We start from the raw sequence: 16,975 nt of genomic DNA, 5'->3' as shown, positions 1-16,975 counted from the left end.
CTCCTGCTGCGCCGCCGGCCCGACGTGCGTGGCTGAGCGGGTCGCTGTCTCCTTCACAGGACGAATCGGGCGCCGAGGGCTGTGTACGAGACAGGAAGCGCCGTTGCCAGGCGCGCGGCCCGGCACGGACACCTGACGGTCACGGTCGCGCGGCCTTTCCCGGCCTGGGCGGCACAAGGCGCCGACCTGTCGCTATGCGGCCGAACGATGTCGGGGGATCGGTATCGTGTGTGCCGGTAGCGCTGGTGACGGTGCCGACCTCCGTGCGGGACGTCGATCGCCTGCGGGCGACGGCCGGCGGGCGGGGCACCGCGACGGAGGGAGCGTTCGATGGTGGACTTCAAGGGTGCGTTCGACAAGCTCGGTGACCTGGCGGAGAAACACGACGACAAGATCGACGCCGCAGCCGAGAAACTCGGCGACGTGATCGACGACCGCACCGGCAACAAGCACAGCGAGCACATCGACAGAGCGGTCCGGGAGATCCAGGACCGCACCTGACCTCATCTGCTCCGGCCGACCCGCGGCGCCTGCGTAGCCGGCTGGCGGCCTGGCTCGCGCGGCGTCCACCCGGTCCCGGGTGGGCGGGCGGCGAGCGGCCGGCGGCCGGTGACGCCGTGCGCTGGGAGCTCGGGGAGCCGAGCACGCCCCGCGGGCAGGGGCTCTCGGCGGAGCTCGTGCGGCTGCCGGCGGTTCGGATCGGCGCGGACGGGCAGCGGGTGTCCCGGCCGCTGGTGGTGCGCTTCGCGCCGCAGCGTTACCGGCTCTACCCGTGGGACCGGTTCGCCGACGAGTGCCGGCTGATGGAGATCCTTGCCCGCGACGGCCGGGTCGGCGTCGCGCCGGTGTACGGCTACGAGCTGGACCCGGCGGTGCTCGGAGTTCCGTTCGTCGTCCTCGGACTGGTCGACGGGCAGGTGCCCCCCGACATCCCGCCCTACCATCTGGGCGGCTTCCCGGCGGAGCTCGACCCTGCCGGCCAGGCCCGGGTGTGGGACTCCGGGCTTGCCGCGATGGCGCGGGTGCACCGGCTGGACCCGGCCGCGCTCGGCGTCACGTTCGCCGGCCAGCCGGAGTACGGCCCGACCGGCCTGGCCCAGCAGCTCGCCGCCTACGAGCGGCACCTGGACTTCTTCGCCCCGGCCGACAACACCGCCGAGACCGTCGGCGCGGCCTTCGCCTGGCTGCGCGCGCATCCGCCGGCCGAGCGGCACCCGCCGCGGCTGCTCTGGGGCGACGCGCGGCTCGGCAACCTGATCTTCGCTGCCGGCGAGCGGGTCACGGCGGTGCTCGACTGGGAGATGATGTCCCTCGGCCAGCCGGAGACGGATCTCGCCTGGTACCTGCACCTCGACCGCCATCTCAGCGAGGGTGTGGGGATCGCCCGCCTGGCGGGGCTGCCCGGGCGCGCCGCCACCGAGGCGCGCTACGCCGACCTGCTCGGGCGGCCGCTGGCGGACATGGACGCCTACCTGCTGTTCGCCTCGGCGCGCCACACGCTGCTCGCCGCCCGGGTGACCCGGCTCATCGTCGAGCGCGGCCTGCTGCCGGCGGAGCAGGTGCCGCCGATCGACCGCTACGCCGCCGCGTTGCTCATCCGCGTCCTCGAGGAGACCCGCCGCTCTCGGCCGTGATCACCATGTTGTCAGCCTAGGTTTATCAATCTAGGCTGACGAGATGTCCTCCGAAGAACCTGACGTCCGGCAGCTCGCCGCCGCGCTGCGCCTCAGCGTGGGGATGCTGGTGCGCCGGCTGCGCCAGTCCACGTCGGCGGGTGGGCTGACGATCCCCGAGTCGGCGGCGCTGGCCCGGCTCGACCGCGGCGGCCCGGCCACCTCGGCGGCGCTCGCCCGCGTCGAGCAGATCAGCCCGCAGGCGATGGGTGTCACCCTCGCGGCCCTGGAATCCCGCGGCCTCGTCGAGCGCCGCCGCGATCCGGGCGATGGTCGGCAGGTGATCCTCTCGCCGACCGAGGCCGGCATCGCGGCCCTGAACAGCCGCCGCGACGCGCGTACCGAGCTGATCGCCGGCGCGCTCGACGCCGGCTTCACCCCGGCCGAGCTCGACCAGCTCGCCGCCGCGGTCCCGTTGCTCGCCCGCCTCGCGGAGCGCATCTGATGCCGCCGGCCGACCAGGCGGTGGAGCGCGGGCCCGGCGAGGCCGGTTACCGGCGGGTTGTGCTGGCGAACACCACCGCGGCGGTGTTCATGTCCGCCCTGGACGGGTCGATCGTCCTCATCGCGATGCCACCGATCTTCCGCGGCATCCACCTCGACCCGCTGGCGCCCGGCAACGTCGGCTACCTGCTGTGGATGATCATGGGCTACCGGCTGGTGCAGGCGGTGCTGGTCGTCGCGCTCGGCCGGTTCGGGGACATCTTCGGCCGCGTCAGGATCTACAACCTGGGGTTCGCGGTGTTCACCGCCGCGTCCGTCCTGCTGTCCTTCGACCCGTTCGACGGCGGGCACGGCGCGCTGTGGCTGATCGGCTGGCGGGTGCTGCAGGCGGTCGGCGGGTCGATGCTCACGGCGAACTCCGCCGCGATCCTCACCGACGCGTTCCCCGCCGAGCGGCGCGGCTTCGCCCTCGGGGTGAACCAGGTCGCCGCGCTCGCCGGCCAGTTCGTCGGACTCGTCGCCGGTGGCCTGCTCGCTGTCCTGGACTGGCGGGCGGTGTTCTGGGTGAACGTGCCCGTCGGCGTGTTCGGGACGCTGTGGGCGTACCGGCGGCTGCGCGAGACCTCGGCCCCCCGGCGCCGGCCGCGGCCGCGCGTCGACTGGTGGGGCAACGTCACGTTCGCGATCGGTCTCGCCGCGGTGCTGACCGCCGTCACCGAAGGCCTGCAGCCCTACCAGGGGCACGCCATGGGCTGGACGAACCCGAGGGTCATCGGGCTGCTGATCGGGGGAGTGGTGCTGCTCGTCGCGTTCGTCGGCGTCGAGCGACGCCATCCGGAGCCGATGTTCTCCCTCGGCCTGTTCCGCTCGCGCGCGTTCACCGCCGGCAACCTCGCGGGCCTCGCGGTCTCCGTCGCCCGCGGCGGCCTGCAGTTCATGATGATCATGTGGTTGCAGGGGATCTGGCTGCCGCTGCACGGCTACGACTACGACGACACCCCGCTGTGGGCCGGCATCTACCTGCTGCCGCTGACCGCCGGGGTCCTGCTCGCCGGGCCGGTGTCCGGCTACCTGTCCGACCGCTTCGGCGCCCGCGGCATCGCCACCACCGGAATGGCGGTCTTCTCGGCGAGCTTCGTCGGCCTGATGGTGCTGCCCGTCATGTTCTCCTACTGGATGTTCGCGCTGCTCATCGCGGCCAACGGGATCGGCGCCGGGATGTTCGCCGCGCCGAACTCCTCAGCGATCATGGGGGCGGTGCCGGCCGAGCAGCGTGGCGTCGCCTCCGGCATGCGCGCGACGTTCCAGAACTCCGGCACCGCCCTGTCCATCGGCGTGTTCTTCTCCCTGATGATCGCCGGCCTGGCCGCGACCCTGCCGGACGCCCTGTTCGACGGCCTGCGCGCCCAGGGCGTGTCGGCGACCGTCGCCCGGCACGCGAGCTCGCTGCCGCCCGTCTCCTCGCTGTTCGCCACCGTGCTCGGCGTGAACCCGGTCGAACACCTGCTGGCCCCCGACGGCGGCCTGGCCGCGGTGCCCGCCGCCCACCGGGCCACCGTCAGCGGCCACGGCTTCTTCCCGCGACTGCTCGCCGGCCCGTTCCACCACGGCCTGCTGATCGTCTTCGGCGTCGCCGCCGGCCTCGGCCTGCTCGCCGGCCTGTCCTCCCTGCTGCGTGGCGCCACCCCCGCGGCTCCCGGCCGCTCCGCCGTCCCCGCCCAGGCCCACGCCGCCAGCCCGCTCTCCGCGGCCGATCCGTTCACCGCCGCTGGCTCGACGACCAGCGCTGACGTGTCCACCGCCGCCGGCTCGTCCACCGGCACCGAGGGCGGAGCGCCCGTCAGGCCGGAAGGGACGGGGGCAGACCGAAGCGGGTGAACAGGCCGGTCTCGGTGAAGGGGCGGAAGCCGGGGCCGGTGATGCCGCGGCGGGTGACGTCGAGGAAGGTCGTGACCTCGGCGATGCGGTCGCCGTCGAAGGTGAGCACGTTGATCGCGTGCGGCAGGTACGGGGTGCCTGGCGGGTCGGTGGCCAGCACCGAGTAGGCGGCCAGCGCCGGCTGGCCGTTCGCCCGGGTCACCACGCTGCGCCAGCGGAAGTACTGGAACGGGTTGGCGACGAGGAACGCGGCGATCGCGTCGTGCCCGGCGAACCACGCCGGCTGCGGCGGCATCGACCACGTCGCATCCTCGCGTAGCTGCTGGACGACGGCGTCGACGTCGGCGGCGTCCATCGCGGTGCGGAACCGTTCGACGGCCGCGTCGATCGCACTGTCGCCGACCTGGCGCAGCGTGGCCTGCTGCGACTGCGCCGGCACCTTCTCGGCGACCAGGGCGCGGGCGCGTTGCAGCGCGCTGTTGAGCGCACCGGTGCTCGTGTCGAGCAGGCTCGCGGCGTCGCGCGCCGGGTAGCCGAGCACGTCGGTGAGGATCAGCGCCGCCCGCTGGTTCGCCGGCAGGTGCTGCCAGGCCGCGACCAGCGCCAGCTCGACGCTTTCGCGCAGCTCGTAGGACTCCTGCGGGTCCGGCTCCGCGGTGAGCCCGAGGGCGGCGTCCGGGAAGGGCTCGAGCCACGCCGACTCGGCGACCGGCGCGGTCGCGGCATCGGACGGGCCGGCCGCCCGGAACCCGGTGTCGACCGGCAGCGCGCGCCGCGACCGGCTGCGGATCGCGTTCAGGCACGTGGTCGTCGCGATCCGGTGCAGCCAGGTGCTGATCTTCGCCCGGCCGTCGAAACCGTCGAGGTTCTGCCACGCCTTGAGCAGGGTGTCCTGAAGCGCGTCCTCGGCGTCGAACAGCGAGCCGAGCATCCGGTAGCAGTGCGCGCGCAGCCGCGGCTGCAGCGGCGTCACCAGCCGGCGGAAGGCGTCGGCGTCCCCCGCCCGGGCGGCGGCGACGAGGGCTGCCTCGTCGGGTTCCGGGCGAGCGGTGGCCGGATCCGCGGTGTCCATGTGCTGGGCCTCCTCGCGTCACGCCGGCCCGGCCGGCTCAGGTCCGCCCGCATTGTTTCCGCTCGCGCGGCGGTGGGGGACAGCGGGTCGGGGACCCCTGCCGGGCCGACGGGCGCTGGCGTCGGGGCGACTCGACTGCCACCTACGATGGGCGGCGTGGAGCCAGAGACCAGACGGGCGGAACGCCTGCTCGCCGCGCAGTCGCGGGCGCGGGCGCTGTTCGACGAGGTGGAAGCCCGCGGGCTGGTCGCTCCCGGCCGCACGGAACGGCAGGTCAGCGACGCCATCCGTGACCTGGCCCACGAGATGTTCGGCGTCGAGCGGCACTGGCACAAGCGGATCGTCCGCGCCGGTCTGAACACCCTGTACCCCTACGACGACAACCCGCCCGACCGTGTGATCGACGCTGACGACATCGTCTTCGCCGACTTCGGCCCGGTGTTCGAGGGCTGGGAGGCCGACTTCGGCCGCACGCTCGTCCTCGGCGACGACCCGGTCAAAGACCGCCTGCTCGCCGACCTGCCCAGGATCTTCGACGCTGGCCGGCGCCACTTCGAGGCCCATCCCGACATCACCGGCGCCGAGCTGTACGCCGCCGTCGGCCACCTGGCCGAGCAGGCCGGCTGGTCGTTCGGCGGCCCGATCGCCGGCCATCTCGTCGGCGAGTTCCCACACGCCCGCATCCCCGGCAACAAGATCGAGTACTACGTCGCCCCGGACAGCGACCAGCCGATGCGCCGCCTCGACCACGACGGCCGCGTCTGTCACTGGATCCTGGAGATCCACCTCGTCGACCGCGGCCGCGGGTTCGGCGGCTTCCACGAGCAACTCCTCGACCTCGGCTGAGGTACGGCCGCGGGAGCCGGCCTGACATGCCTGCCACTCACAGTGGTCCGTGGCGGGCCGTCCGGAGGCGGATCGATGTCGGGCAGCGGACGTCGACGTGGCGGACGCATGCCGGTCATGATGACCGACGCGTGTCCGTCCCCTTCGAATTGCCAGGCCGAATCTGGTCGACGGGCCCGCCACCTGTTTCCGTTCGCGTCGGCCGGCACGAACGCCGACCTGGGAGATGTTGCCGTGTCCGATCACCCGTCCGCCGCCGGGACAACCGCGACCGTCCCCGCCGACCAGCCGCCGGTGCCGGCGCCGGTGCCGGTGCCGCGCTCCGACGCAGAGGCGGTCGTGGCTGCCCGCGGGCTCGCGGCCCGGTTCGCCGTCGGCGCCGCCGCGCGGGACGCGGGCCGGGTTCTGCCGTTCGAGCAGGTCGAGCAGCTGTCCGCCTCCGGGTTGCTCGGCGTCACCGTCCCGGCACGGCTCGGTGGGGCCGATGTGTCGGTCGCGACCCTCACCGAGGTCTTCCGGGTGCTGGCCACTGCCGACGCGAGTCTCGCCCAGATCCCGCACAGCCACTTCGTCTTCCTCGACGCGCTGCGCCGCCAGGGCGACGAGAACCAGCAGCGCCGCTTCTTCGCCGAGGCCCTCGCCGGCCGGCGCTTCGCCAACGCGCAGACCGAGCGCGGTGGCCGGACCATCGCCGAGGACGCCACGACCCTGTGCCGCCGGCCGGACGGCGGGTACGTGCTGCGTGGCGAGAAGTACTACGCCACCGGCGCGTTGTTCGCGCACTGGCTGGTTGTGCGTGCCGTCCTCGCCGACGAGCCGCCCGGCCCCGATGGTGCGCGCGGCAAGGCGTTGGCCTACATCCGCCGCGACACCCCCGGGGTCACCGTCGACGACGACTGGGACGGCATGGGTCAGCGCACCACCGCCAGCGGCACCGTCCACCTCGACGACGTGGCCGTCGACGCCGACCAGATCGTCGCCTTCACCTCGATCTTCGACAGCCCGACCACCTACGGCGCCCGTGCCCAGGTCCTGCACGCGGCGCTGGACACCGGGATCGCCCGCGGCGCGCTCGACGCCGCCGTCGAGGCGGTCACGAAGGCGCGGCCGTGGTTCGAGGCCGGCGTCGACCGGGCCGCCGACGACCCGCTGCTCATCCAGCAGGCCGGCGAACTGGAGATCGACGTCCGGGCCGCGGAGGCGCTGCTGCGCGAGGCGGCGGCGGCCATCGACGCGGCCGAACTCGACCCCACCGAGGACAGCACCGCCCGCGCCTCGATCGCCACCGCCGTCGCGAAGGTCGCGGGCGCGAGAGCGGTGGTGCGGGCCGCGTCTGACCTGTTCGAACTCGGCGGTACCCGCAGCGCCGCCGGCGCCGTCAACCTCAACCGCTACTGGCGCGACGGACGCACCCACACCCTGCACGACCCGAGCCGCTGGAAGGTCCAGCACATCGGCCGCTGGCTGCTCACCGACACACTCCCGCCCCGCCACGGCCAGCTCTGAGCACGCCTACAGGTCCGAGGCACTTCTCGTCCTGCCTACGGCGAGACACCTTGCGCGAGGAACAGCGCTACAGCGGTCGGCAGGCGTGGGTGAGTGTCCAGTGGGTGGGCGACCCCGGGTTGCCGCCGGCGGCCGGGCGATGCAGCAGGGTCGCGGTGAGCGGGGCGACGTCGATGCGCCAGAAGACCTCCTGCGGGCAGCCCAGGGCGTGGAGCAGCACGGCGCGCACGACCGCCGGGTGGCTGACCGCGATGACGTGCTCCGCCTCGCCGATCTCGCCGAGCCAGGCCTCGACCCGGGCGCACAGGTCGATCCGGGACTCGCCGCCAGGGGGCACCATGTCGGGCTCCTCGTGCCAGCGGCGCAGCTCGTCGAGGGAAAGCTCGGCGAGGTCGCGGCCCCGCCAGGCGCCGACGTCGAGGTCGCGCAGCGCCGGGTCGACCTGGACGCCCGCCTCGCCGGCCAGCGCGCCGAGACCGAGCGCACGCGCGGTCTGCCGCGCCCGCATGGAGCCGTCGACGAGCACCCGGGCCCGTCGCGGCAGGGCGCCCGCCGCCAGCGCCCGGGACGCGGAGGCGGCGCGGCGCAGCCCGTCGGCGTCAAGGCCCTCGTCGTCGGCGAAGCGCGCGGCCCGCAGCGCGGGCGTCGGCGCGACACTGACGATGGCCAACCGGACGCTCCGCCGCGTGGTCACGCGCTGAGGGAATCAATCCCGACCGGCGCTGTCAACGCCGGGCCTTGTCCGGACGGGGCCAGTCGGGCTCGCCGACGCCGTACGGTGATCGGCCGGCGGTACCGGGCGCGAGGCGCGCCCGGCGGTTTCGTCGTCGTCCGGGTCGCCGGAACCGTCCCAGTGCCAGCAGTGTCCGGCGGCTGCGCAGTGCGGGACGTGGGAGGACCAGCGGGGAGATCCCGGCCTCCCCGCTCTGTACGACATCGGACGTACTCCGCCGCCACGTTCGGACGTGGGTGGCGAGCCGTCAAATTGGAACAAAAGGTAGATTCATAAGTTTCACCTCCACTCAACTTCGGGTGCATACGGCGGTTCCGGTGCCCGTTGGACGCCGGTTGAGGGTCTTCCTGGTACGATCTGCGCGAATCGTGGCCGCTCCGGGGGGAGAGACGGTACATCTTGGCCCACCATGTTGTGGTTGGCTGGCCTGGGCGAACGGCGTCGCGCCATGGTCTTCATGTAGCCCTGCTATGCGCCCTCGCCTTCCTGTTTTTCGGTGCGCCCGCGCTCGCGGCACCGGCCGAGAGCGCTCCCATCCCGACTCTCGAGCTGCCTGCCGTCGCGCCTGAACTTGGCGAACCGCAGGTGAAGGCCATCCTGGACGGCCTCGCGCAGGGCAGGTTTGCAGTCCGTTTCGCCGCGCCGATTTCCTTTGCGTCGAAGTTTGACTGGAACGATTTCTCGCGGCTCGGGGACCGAAACGGCGATCGCCTCACCGTCGTCCTGGATGACGGTGCCGGCGGCGGTGAGGCGTCGGCCCTGATGTTCTCGCTCGCCAGCCACCGGATCGCGTCGCCTTCGACCCAGCAGCAGGCAGCCGACACAATCAGGCAGATCAAGTCGGACGTGGCCAGGAGACCTGCCGCCAGGAAGTGGTGCGACGAGGTCTGCCGGAGGTCGCTGGATCGTCTCGTCAAGGATGATCCCCAGGTGGACGCGGGCGCGACCGAGGAACTCGCCGGGATGGGACTGCCGCCGCTGGCACCCGCACGCACGCCAGCCACCCCGGGTAGCTCACCCTCGTCGGCATCGGGTCGGCCGGCTGACGGATCGTCGCCGACCGCTGATGGCGCGGGTCGGACGGACACCGACAGGAACGGCTCCGCCGGCAACGGAGTGGCCGACCTGCTGTGGCCACTGGGCCTCGTGCTCGTCATCGTCGTTGTTCCTGTGCTCCTGTACCTGTTCTATCGCCGCCGCGTGTCGGACGACGACACGGAGATCTCGCTGCGACCGGATGACGTCGAGGGTCGGGCTGTCCGGTTCAGGGGCCATGTCCGTCGCCTGCTTGGTCCCAGCCAGGGAGTGCGCGAGGACGACGAGGACGACGAGGGCGGCGCCAGCGACGACGTCACCTCCGCGGTCGTGCTCACCGGCAGCACCTCCGCCGGCGGCACGCAGATCGGCAGCATGCCTGCTGGCGCCGGAACGGTCGGTGCCGTGGCCCCCGACACCGTGCCGGTCGATACGGAGGCTCTCGACGCGATGCCCGCTGACAGCACTATCGCCGACGGTTCCGCTGGCGGCGACCCGATACCGGCCTGGCAGCAGTACCGGGTGCACAGCTCGCTCGCGGGGTCGCGGGGATACCTCGAAGCGGACGGAGTGCTCCGGCCGGCGTTCTGGCTGGGTGACCCGGTGCGTCCGCCGGCGGTCGGCGAGGTCGTCACCGCCCGTGTCGGGAACAGGGCCGGCGAGCTTCACATCATTTCTGTCGTGACAGCTGCGGATGATGCGCAAGGGGCCGCGGAGTAACCCGTGTGCGCGTCACAGGACAAAATCAGAACCGTCAGGGCGGGGGCATGACGAACATTCACGACCGAATCACCGTGCAGCCCAGGAGTGTAATTCCCTTCCCGGATGATCTCGATGACGAGGATCCGGTTGAGCGGCGGCTTGTGTTGCTGCTGTGCCTCGACACCTCGGGATCCATGCGTGGCCGATCCATTCAGGAGGTGAACGACAAGCTAGGTACCTGGTTCGCCGAGCTGCGCCGCAACCCCTACTATGCCCGGGCTCTGGAAGTCGCATTGGTCACCTTCGGTGAGGGTGGTGTCTGCGCGTGGCGGGGCCCGGAACGCGTTGCCTACCGGGATGCCGGCCCCGGTACGTTCGTCCCGCTTTCGGAGTTCCGTCCGCCGCAGCTGCGGGCGGACGGCAACACGCCGATGGGTGAGGCGCTGCGCCGCTCGATCGATCTCATCGACCAGCGCAAGAAGTTTCTGCGCCGTCATGCCGAGCAGGTTTACCGCCCGCTTCTGTGGCTGGTGACGGATGGCGCTCCCACCGATCCGTGGGAACCGTTGATCCAGCGCATTGCGGACGCCGAGCGCAACGGTCATCTCCAACTGCACGCGGTGGGGGTGGGTGCCGGCGCGAGTGGCGAGCGGCGCCGGGTGCTCGAGGCACTCTCGCCGGCGCGGAACTACGAGCTGAACGTGAACATCGAGGGGCTGCTGGCGCGTATGACCGACAGCATCGACCAGGTTCGCGGCCGGGACCAGACCACCAACTGGCGACGGCGGCCGTGAGCGTCGACGAGGGACATCGGTCGTGCCGGGCGCCGGTCGGCCAGGTCCACTGGCGGGTGCGTGGCGCGAAGGCGCAGGGGGACTCGCACCGACGGCTCGGGATGCCCTGCCAGGACGCGTTCCATTTCGCCGAGGTGTCCGCGACCGAGGGCTCCGCGCCGACGTACGTGCTGGCGGTCGCGGACGGTGCGGGCAGCCGGCGCCGGTCCGGGGAGGGCGCCGATCACGCGGTCAGAGTGGGCACGCAGGCAGTGGAAAGGCTGCTGGCCGCGGGACCGTGTCCGGCGGGTGCGGCTGACTGGGGGTACCTCGCGGGCGAGGCGTTTCGCGATGCGCACCGGACGCTTCTCGGGCTCTTCCGCGCCTACGGCGATCCGGCGGACTTCGCGACGACGCTGACGCTCGCCATCCTGCACCGGCACTACGTCGCGTGGGCGGCGGTGGGCGACTGCTTTCTCGTGGTGCGAGCCAAGCGCGGCCTGGACGCGTCGTTCGCGCTGGTGGATCTGGAGCCGAAGTCCCGTTACGGCGCCGCCGCGGACGAGACGGCTTTCGTGACGTCCGATCGCTGCCTGGAAACGTTGCGGAACTATGCCATGGACGATCCGCGAGTTACCGGTGTGCTGTTGTCCACCGATGGCCTCGAGTCGCCGTTCGTGCGGAACAGCGGCCGTGATCCGCAGGTGACCGAGTCCATCGTCCGGTCCGTCATGGAGTACTTCGATGAGCAGCCCCAGCAGCCGGACGCGGCGCTGGGCGACTTTCTGTACAGCCCGCAGTTCCGGCAGTACACCCAGGACGACAAGACAATCGTGGTGGCGGTCTCCGATGACGACAGGTGATGGCGGCGGGGTGCAACGGCAGTTCGGCCCCGGAGATCGGCTTGTCCGGGTCGACAGCAGGAAGGCGATCGTTCTGGGCGATCGCCTGGGTGCCGGTGGGCAGGCCGCGGTGTTCGCGGTCGAGGGACGGCCGGGCGACGCGGTCAAGATCTTCCGAGGTGGGAGGCGTCGCGACAACGTCCGCCGGACCCGTCAGCTGATCAGGCTGGGTCGCCCGCTGGACCCGGCGCTGGAACTGGCTGACCTGCCTGACCACGTCTTTCTGACCTGGCCGGTGACCATCGTCGTCGACGACCAGTCGGACGAGGTCGGCTATCTGATGCCGAGGCTGCCACCTGGCTACGCACGGCTCGACGAGCTCTACAGCCGCGCGGCCCTGCTTCGGCACGTGCCCGACGCTGACTGGCGATTCCTGGTGCACACCGCCTATTTCACCGCCACGCTCGTCGCTATGGTCCATGAGGCCGGGCTGGTGATCGGAGATGTCTCCCCCCGCAACATCATGATCGGACCCGGTGGTCTGCCCAGCCTGATCGATTGCGACTCGTTTCAGTTTCGGCTGGACGGACGGATTGTCCACGCGGTTGGGCTGACCCGTGAGTACGCCGCCCCGGAACTCGCCGCAGATCCCCCGGCGGACCATTCGGCTGCGACGGACGACTTCTCCCTCGCGGTCGTCCTGTGCGAGTTGCTGATGTGCGGGACACATCCGTACGTCGGCGTCCCGGCGGACGACACGGTGCAGGCGGACACGCCCGCGGAGCTGATCCAACGTGGCCTGTGCAGGTTCGCCGGCGACGACCTGGTCATCGTGCCGGCTCGGACGCTGCCCGTGGACGTGCTGCCTGTCGATCTGCTCGACCTCGCCCGCCGCGCGTTCGGCCCGGGCCTGCGCGACCCGGCCGACCGCCCGCCGGCGGCCGTCTGGGCCTCCCGGCTGGACAGCACCCTCGAGGCACTGACCACCTGTGTGAACGAGTCGCGTCACGTCTTCAGCGCGCTGGCGGGGCAACGTTGCCCGTGGTGCCGCCAGCGCGACAACGGCTTTCACGATCCGTTCGTGCCGCGGCGCGGTTCGTCCCATGGCTCTACGGATGCCACTACCAACGTCCCGTCCGCGCCGCCGCCGCCACCACCGCCACCACCGTCACCGCCGCCGATCGGGAGGACGTCACCCTCCCGGGGGTGGACAGCCCCGGCGGCGTCGGGGCGGACCGGGCCGCCCACGCCGGTCACCGCCACCGCGCCGAGGTCGTCGGGGCTGGCGGAGGACGAGATCCGGTGGTTGCGCCTGGCGGCCGCGGTGCTGGCCGTCGCGGCGCTGTTCATCGTCCACTCGTTCCCGCTGTTCGGGCTGCTTGTTGGATCCGTGGGCTCGGTGACCGGTGCTGTCGCGTTCGATCTCCCCCGACGACAGGGCTGGGTCGCTCTGACGCTGCCCGTCGTCCTGACCTTCGCGGGCTGGGTGTGGTCGATGTTCTAGGACCGGCCGTCGTGCGCCGTGCGCGCGGCCGTGCGCGCGGCCGCGCTCAGCGAGAGGAGGCCTCTGCTGTCGAGGTTGTCGTCGCTCCAGGCGCTGTCGGCGTTCCCGACACCGTCGGACCGGTCCACGTCCAGGGACGTCCGGCGGCTGCGCAGGGCGAGGCGGGGGAAGGTCGGGTGGGGGAGGAGGATCTCGGCGCGGACGGCGGCGACGAGGACGCGGGGCAGGTCGCGGGTGGCCGGCCAGCAGACGTATCGGGGATGCCAGGCCGGGTCGAAGCGGGCGTTGAAGCGGTAGAGCGACTCGATCTGGAACCAGTAGGACGCGGCGAGCAGCATGCGCCGCCACACCCGCAGGGCGGGGCGCGCGCCCAGGCGCGCGCCGCGGGCCAGGGTCGCGCGGAACGCCGCGAAGGTCAGCGAGATTTTGGTGATGCCGAGCCGTTTCGCGTCCTGGAGCAGTGCGACGAGCATGAACTCGGTCAGACCCGCCGTGGCGGCGCGGTCGATGCGCACCACGTCGAGGGACAGCCCGTCGCGTCCCCAGGGCAGGAAGGTCACCAGCCCGCACAGCCGGTTGTCGTGGAAGGCCCGGACGACCACGCACTCGGCGTCCTGGGTGGCGCCGACGCGGCCGAGCGCCGTGGCGCAGCCGCGGATGGCGCCGCGGGCGCGCCAGGCCGATGCCCGGTCGGCGAGAGTGGCGCGCTCGTCGTCGGTGAGGTCGGCGATGCGGTCGATCCGCATGGTGTGGCCGGCGCGTTCGACCCGGTCGACGGCCTGGCGCACGCCGAGGGTCAGCGGGCTGTCGAGGCAGAACTCGCCGGGGTGCACGACCGCCTCATCGCCGAGTTCGAGGACGCGCAGGCCGGCGCGCTGCCAGGCGCGTCCGCCGTCGGGGCCGCAGCCGACCGCGGCGGGTACCCAGGCGTGGGCGGCGGCGAGGTCGAGGAACGGGCCGATCGCGCCGGGCCAGGCCTCCGGGTCGCCGATCGGGTCGCCGCAGGCCAGCGCGACCCCGCCGACGACCCGGTAGGTGATCGCCGCCTTGCCTGTCGGGGACCAGAGCACGCTGTTGTCCTGGCGCAGGGCGGCGTAGCTGAGCGAGTCGCGGCCGCCGTGGCGGGTGAGCAGCGCGCGCAGCCGGGTGCAGTCGTCGCCGGTGAGCGCGGCGACCGGGCGGGCCGGGCGCAGCGCCAGGTAGCCGGTGACGCCGACGGTGACCACACCGAGCGCCAGCAGCACCGAGCCGACGAGATCACCGTCGCCGGGGCCGAACCGGACGGGGCCGGTGATGCCGATCAGCCCGGCGAGGATGTGCAGGACCCGGTCGGCCGCGCCGCCGTGGCCGTGGCGTAAGCGGATCAGGGACAGGCCGATGAGCAGGTCCGCGGCGCTCAGCGCGGCCAGCGCGCCGAGCGCCCGCCAGCGGGTCCGCGGGTCGCCGGCGGCGTGGAAGTGCCGTCGGGTCGCGAGCAGGACCGTGAACGGGACGAGGTCGACCAGCGCCGGCACCACGGCGATACCGCGGGCGAGGTCGAGCAGCACCGCCGCGCCGGACAGGGCCACCGCGGCCCGCCAGGCCCGCCGCTTGCGCCGGCGCAGACCGTGGGCCAGGGCGACGAGCAGCAGGCCCGCGCCGACGCTCGTGCCGGCCGCCGCGTCGGTCACCATGCCGGGGATGAGCCGGCCGATCCACGTCCAGCCGATCGGCCGGTGGCTGATCGCGGTGACGATGTCGATGAGGCCGACGAGCGCCGTGAGCACGGCGATCAGGGCAGGGGCGGGCAGACGACGCCAGCGGGTCTCGGCGCTGGGCGCCGCCCCATCCTTGCGACGCGTCACGTACAGTCACTCCCAAGGTGCGCACCGGGGGCAGGGATGCGCCGGGGCGGGGTACGTCGCCGCCGGCGCGCCACCGGGTCCAGGCCGGCCCCGCGGGCCGGTCCGGCCGCGGTTCCGTTCCGGCTCGGGAGATCTTGTCCGATGCTCCGACCCGACGGCGGCCCCGGAACTCCGACGCGCGATCGCCCGGGACCGGCGTACGGTACATCGCCCCGCGACGGGCGCGTTCAGGTGGTGTGAGCCAGGCCGCCGCCCCGACGACGCTGTGTCGCCACGGCTCCGGGTCGCCACTGTTCAGGCGGGGTGCGCGGCGGCGCCCGGTGGGGTGAGGCCCGATCCCGGGCCGGCACGTGGGTGCCACCGGTGTCTCCCGGTTGGCGGTCGGGGGAGTGTGTCCGGCCGGCGGGGGAAAGGCAGCGGGGAACCGGGCGGGCACCGGCGGACGCACATTCGGGAGGCTGCCGATGGCATCGGACGCGACCGCCGAAAACACCCACCCCGCGGGGGAAGGATTCGTCGTTGCCGACGGGCCGGCCAGCGAACGGGTGCTGCGCCGCCATATCGGCTTCGCCGGGCTGACGTTCGTCTCGCTCGGCTCCATCATCGGGTCCGGCTGGCTGCTCGGTGCGCTGACCGCCGCGCAGGCCGCCGGCCCGGCGTCGCTGCTCTCCTGGGTGATGGCCGGCGTGCTCATCACGGTTCTCGCCCTGGTGCACGCGGAACTCGGCGCGGCCTACCCGGTCTCGGGTGGAACTGCCCGCTACACCCATCTGGTCTTCGGGCCGCTCGGCGGCTTCACCGCCGGCTGGCTGGCCTGGCTGCAGGCCGTCGCGCTGGCGCCGGTCGAGGTCGAGGCGGCGCTGTCCTACCTGAACAACAGATGGTCCGGACTGGTCCATACGGACGGCACGCTCACCCGGGAAGGGCTCGCCATCGCCGTCGCCGCGATGCTGGTGTGCACGGTGGTGAACATTCTCGGGGTGCACTGGCTGGCCCACACGAACTCCATCACCGTGATCTGGAAGTTCCTGATTCCGACGATCACGGTGATCGCGTTGGTATCGGTGTCGTTCCGCACCTCGAATTTCACCGCTGGCGGCGGATTCGCGCCGTTCGGCGCCCGGGGTGTTTTCTCCGCGCTGCCCGCCGGCGTCGTTTTCGCGTTGCAGGGTTTCGAGCAGGCCGTCCAGCTCGGCGGGGAGGCCCGCGATCCGCGCCGCCACCTGCCGCGGGCCATCATCTGCGCGACGCTGATCGGGACGGCCCTCTACCTGCTGCTCGAGGTCGCCTTCCTGGGCTCCCTGGACCCGGCCCGGATCGCCCATGGCTGGGCCCACCCGGTCGGGCTGGGGGACTACGGGCCGTTCGCCACCCTCGCCACCAACCTCGGCCTGGGCTGGCTGGCCGTCCTGCTCTACATCGACGCGGTGATCTCGCCCGGCGGCACGGCGCTGATCTACGTGGGCACCTCGTCGCGGCTGTCGTACTCCCTCGGCCGGACCAGGTACCTGCCCGGCCGCCTGGACGCCCTCGACCGGCGCGGAACGCCGACCGTCTCGATCCTGCTGGCGTTCGTCGTCGGGCTGCTGATGTTCCTGCCGTTCCCGAGCTGGCAGAACCTCGTCACGCTGATCAGCTCGGCCACGTTCCTGATGTACGCGTTCGGTCCGATCTGCCTGACGGCGCTGCGCCGCGCCGACCCCGACCATCCGCGGCCGTACCGGATGCCGGCGGCCAGCCTGCTCGCGCCTGCGGCCTTCGCCGCCGCGAACCTGATCGTCTACTGGGCGGGCTGGCGGACGAACGCGCGCCTGTTCCTCGCGGTCCTCGCCGGCCTCGCGCTGTTCGGCGGCTACCAGGCGACCCGTGGCCGCGCCAGCCGCGACGACCTCGAGTGGCGGGCCGCAGCCTGGCTCGTGCCGTGGCTCGGCGGGATGGCGCTGATCTCCTGGCTCGGCCAGTTCGACGGGCGCGGCGTCATCCCGTTCTGGTGGGACATCGCCGTCGTGGTCGCCTTCAGCCTCGGCTGCTATGAACTGGCCGTGCGCAGTGTCCTGCCGGCCGAACGGGTCCGGGCTCTCGTGGCCGCCCAGACGGACGATCCCGCCGAGTGACACCACCGG

Annotated in this window: 14 protein-coding genes; 11 read left to right on the top strand and 3 right to left on the bottom strand. The window is 72.6% G+C overall.

The features are described from left to right. Positions 1 to 330 precede the first annotated feature (330 nt). The 4 genes from MXD60_RS11890 (at position 331) to MXD60_RS11875 (ending at position 3,995) form a co-directional block, all read left to right on the top strand. Positions 331 to 501, top strand: a complete 171-nt coding sequence (locus tag MXD60_RS11890; RefSeq protein ID WP_248819090.1) for an antitoxin — start codon at positions 331 to 333, stop codon at positions 499 to 501. 116 nt (positions 502 to 617) lie between these two features. Beyond that, positions 618 to 1,634, top strand: coding sequence for a phosphotransferase family protein (locus tag MXD60_RS11885; RefSeq protein ID WP_248819089.1), 1,017 nt, complete (start codon positions 618 to 620; stop codon positions 1,632 to 1,634). 43 nt (positions 1,635 to 1,677) lie between these two features. Then, entirely contained in the window at positions 1,678 to 2,118 is a 441-nt protein-coding gene (locus tag MXD60_RS11880) for a MarR family winged helix-turn-helix transcriptional regulator (protein WP_248819088.1), read from the top strand. Next, positions 2,118 to 3,995: an MFS transporter gene (locus MXD60_RS11875; protein WP_248819087.1), complete on the top strand. Its 1,878-nt coding sequence runs from the start codon at positions 2,118 to 2,120 to the stop codon at positions 3,993 to 3,995. Before MXD60_RS11880 ends, MXD60_RS11875 begins: the two co-directional genes overlap by 1 nt. Here MXD60_RS11875 and MXD60_RS11870 read toward each other — a convergent pair. Continuing rightward, on the bottom strand, positions 3,958 to 5,067 hold the full coding sequence (locus tag MXD60_RS11870; protein ID WP_248819086.1) for an RNA polymerase subunit sigma-70: 1,110 nt from the start codon (positions 5,065 to 5,067) through the stop codon (positions 3,958 to 3,960). The genes MXD60_RS11875 and MXD60_RS11870 overlap by 38 nt on opposite strands. 147 nt (positions 5,068 to 5,214) lie before the next feature. On the opposite strand from MXD60_RS11870, the gene MXD60_RS11865 reads away from it, so the two are divergent. Continuing rightward, a complete protein-coding gene (locus MXD60_RS11865) occupies positions 5,215 to 5,913 on the top strand; it encodes a M24 family metallopeptidase (protein ID WP_518467795.1) in 699 nt (232 codons plus the stop codon). 234 nt (positions 5,914 to 6,147) lie between these two features. Beyond that, on the top strand, positions 6,148 to 7,419 hold the full coding sequence (locus MXD60_RS11860; protein WP_248819084.1) for an SfnB family sulfur acquisition oxidoreductase: 1,272 nt from the start codon (positions 6,148 to 6,150) through the stop codon (positions 7,417 to 7,419). A 67-nt stretch (positions 7,420 to 7,486) separates the two neighbouring features. Here the strand turns inward: MXD60_RS11860 and MXD60_RS11855 are convergent, their stop codons facing one another. After that, on the bottom strand, positions 7,487 to 8,089 hold the full coding sequence (locus tag MXD60_RS11855; protein WP_248819083.1) for a histidine phosphatase family protein: 603 nt from the start codon (positions 8,087 to 8,089) through the stop codon (positions 7,487 to 7,489). A 648-nt stretch (positions 8,090 to 8,737) separates the two neighbouring features. On the opposite strand from MXD60_RS11855, the gene MXD60_RS11850 reads away from it, so the two are divergent. Genes MXD60_RS11850 through MXD60_RS11835 form a run of 4 tightly spaced genes read left to right on the top strand, consistent with a single transcriptional unit; the run spans position 8,738 to position 13,008 of the window. Further along, positions 8,738 to 9,907 carry a hypothetical protein gene (locus tag MXD60_RS11850; protein ID WP_248819082.1) on the top strand — a complete coding sequence of 390 codons (1,170 nt, stop codon included), beginning with the start codon at positions 8,738 to 8,740 and terminating at the stop codon, positions 9,905 to 9,907. 47 nt (positions 9,908 to 9,954) lie between these two features. Next, positions 9,955 to 10,683, top strand: coding sequence for a vWA domain-containing protein (locus MXD60_RS11845; protein WP_248819081.1), 729 nt, complete (start codon positions 9,955 to 9,957; stop codon positions 10,681 to 10,683). Beyond that, a complete protein-coding gene (locus tag MXD60_RS11840) occupies positions 10,680 to 11,525 on the top strand; it encodes a PP2C family serine/threonine-protein phosphatase (protein WP_308222446.1) in 846 nt (281 codons plus the stop codon). The genes MXD60_RS11845 and MXD60_RS11840 overlap by 4 nt, the downstream gene beginning before the upstream one ends. Beyond that, positions 11,512 to 13,008: a hypothetical protein gene (locus MXD60_RS11835; RefSeq protein WP_248819080.1), complete on the top strand. Its 1,497-nt coding sequence runs from the start codon at positions 11,512 to 11,514 to the stop codon at positions 13,006 to 13,008. Before MXD60_RS11840 ends, MXD60_RS11835 begins: the two co-directional genes overlap by 14 nt. Here MXD60_RS11835 and MXD60_RS11830 read toward each other — a convergent pair. Then, complete coding sequence (locus tag MXD60_RS11830) at positions 13,005 to 14,852, bottom strand: phosphatidylglycerol lysyltransferase domain-containing protein (RefSeq protein WP_248819079.1); 1,848 nt, start codon at positions 14,850 to 14,852, stop codon at positions 13,005 to 13,007. The genes MXD60_RS11835 and MXD60_RS11830 overlap by 4 nt on opposite strands. Before the next feature lie 464 nt (positions 14,853 to 15,316). Between MXD60_RS11830 and MXD60_RS11825 the strand changes: the two genes are divergently transcribed. Then, positions 15,317 to 16,966 carry an APC family permease gene (locus MXD60_RS11825; RefSeq protein ID WP_248819078.1) on the top strand — a complete coding sequence of 550 codons (1,650 nt, stop codon included), beginning with the start codon at positions 15,317 to 15,319 and terminating at the stop codon, positions 16,964 to 16,966. Positions 16,967 to 16,975: the final 9 nt, after the last annotated feature.

It is taken from the genome of Frankia sp. AgB32 (assembly GCF_023243045.1).
Lineage (GTDB): Bacteria > Actinomycetota > Actinomycetes > Frankiales > Frankiaceae > Frankia.
Note: the sequence above shows the minus strand (reverse complement) of the source record. Positions and strands in the feature narration are given on the sequence as shown.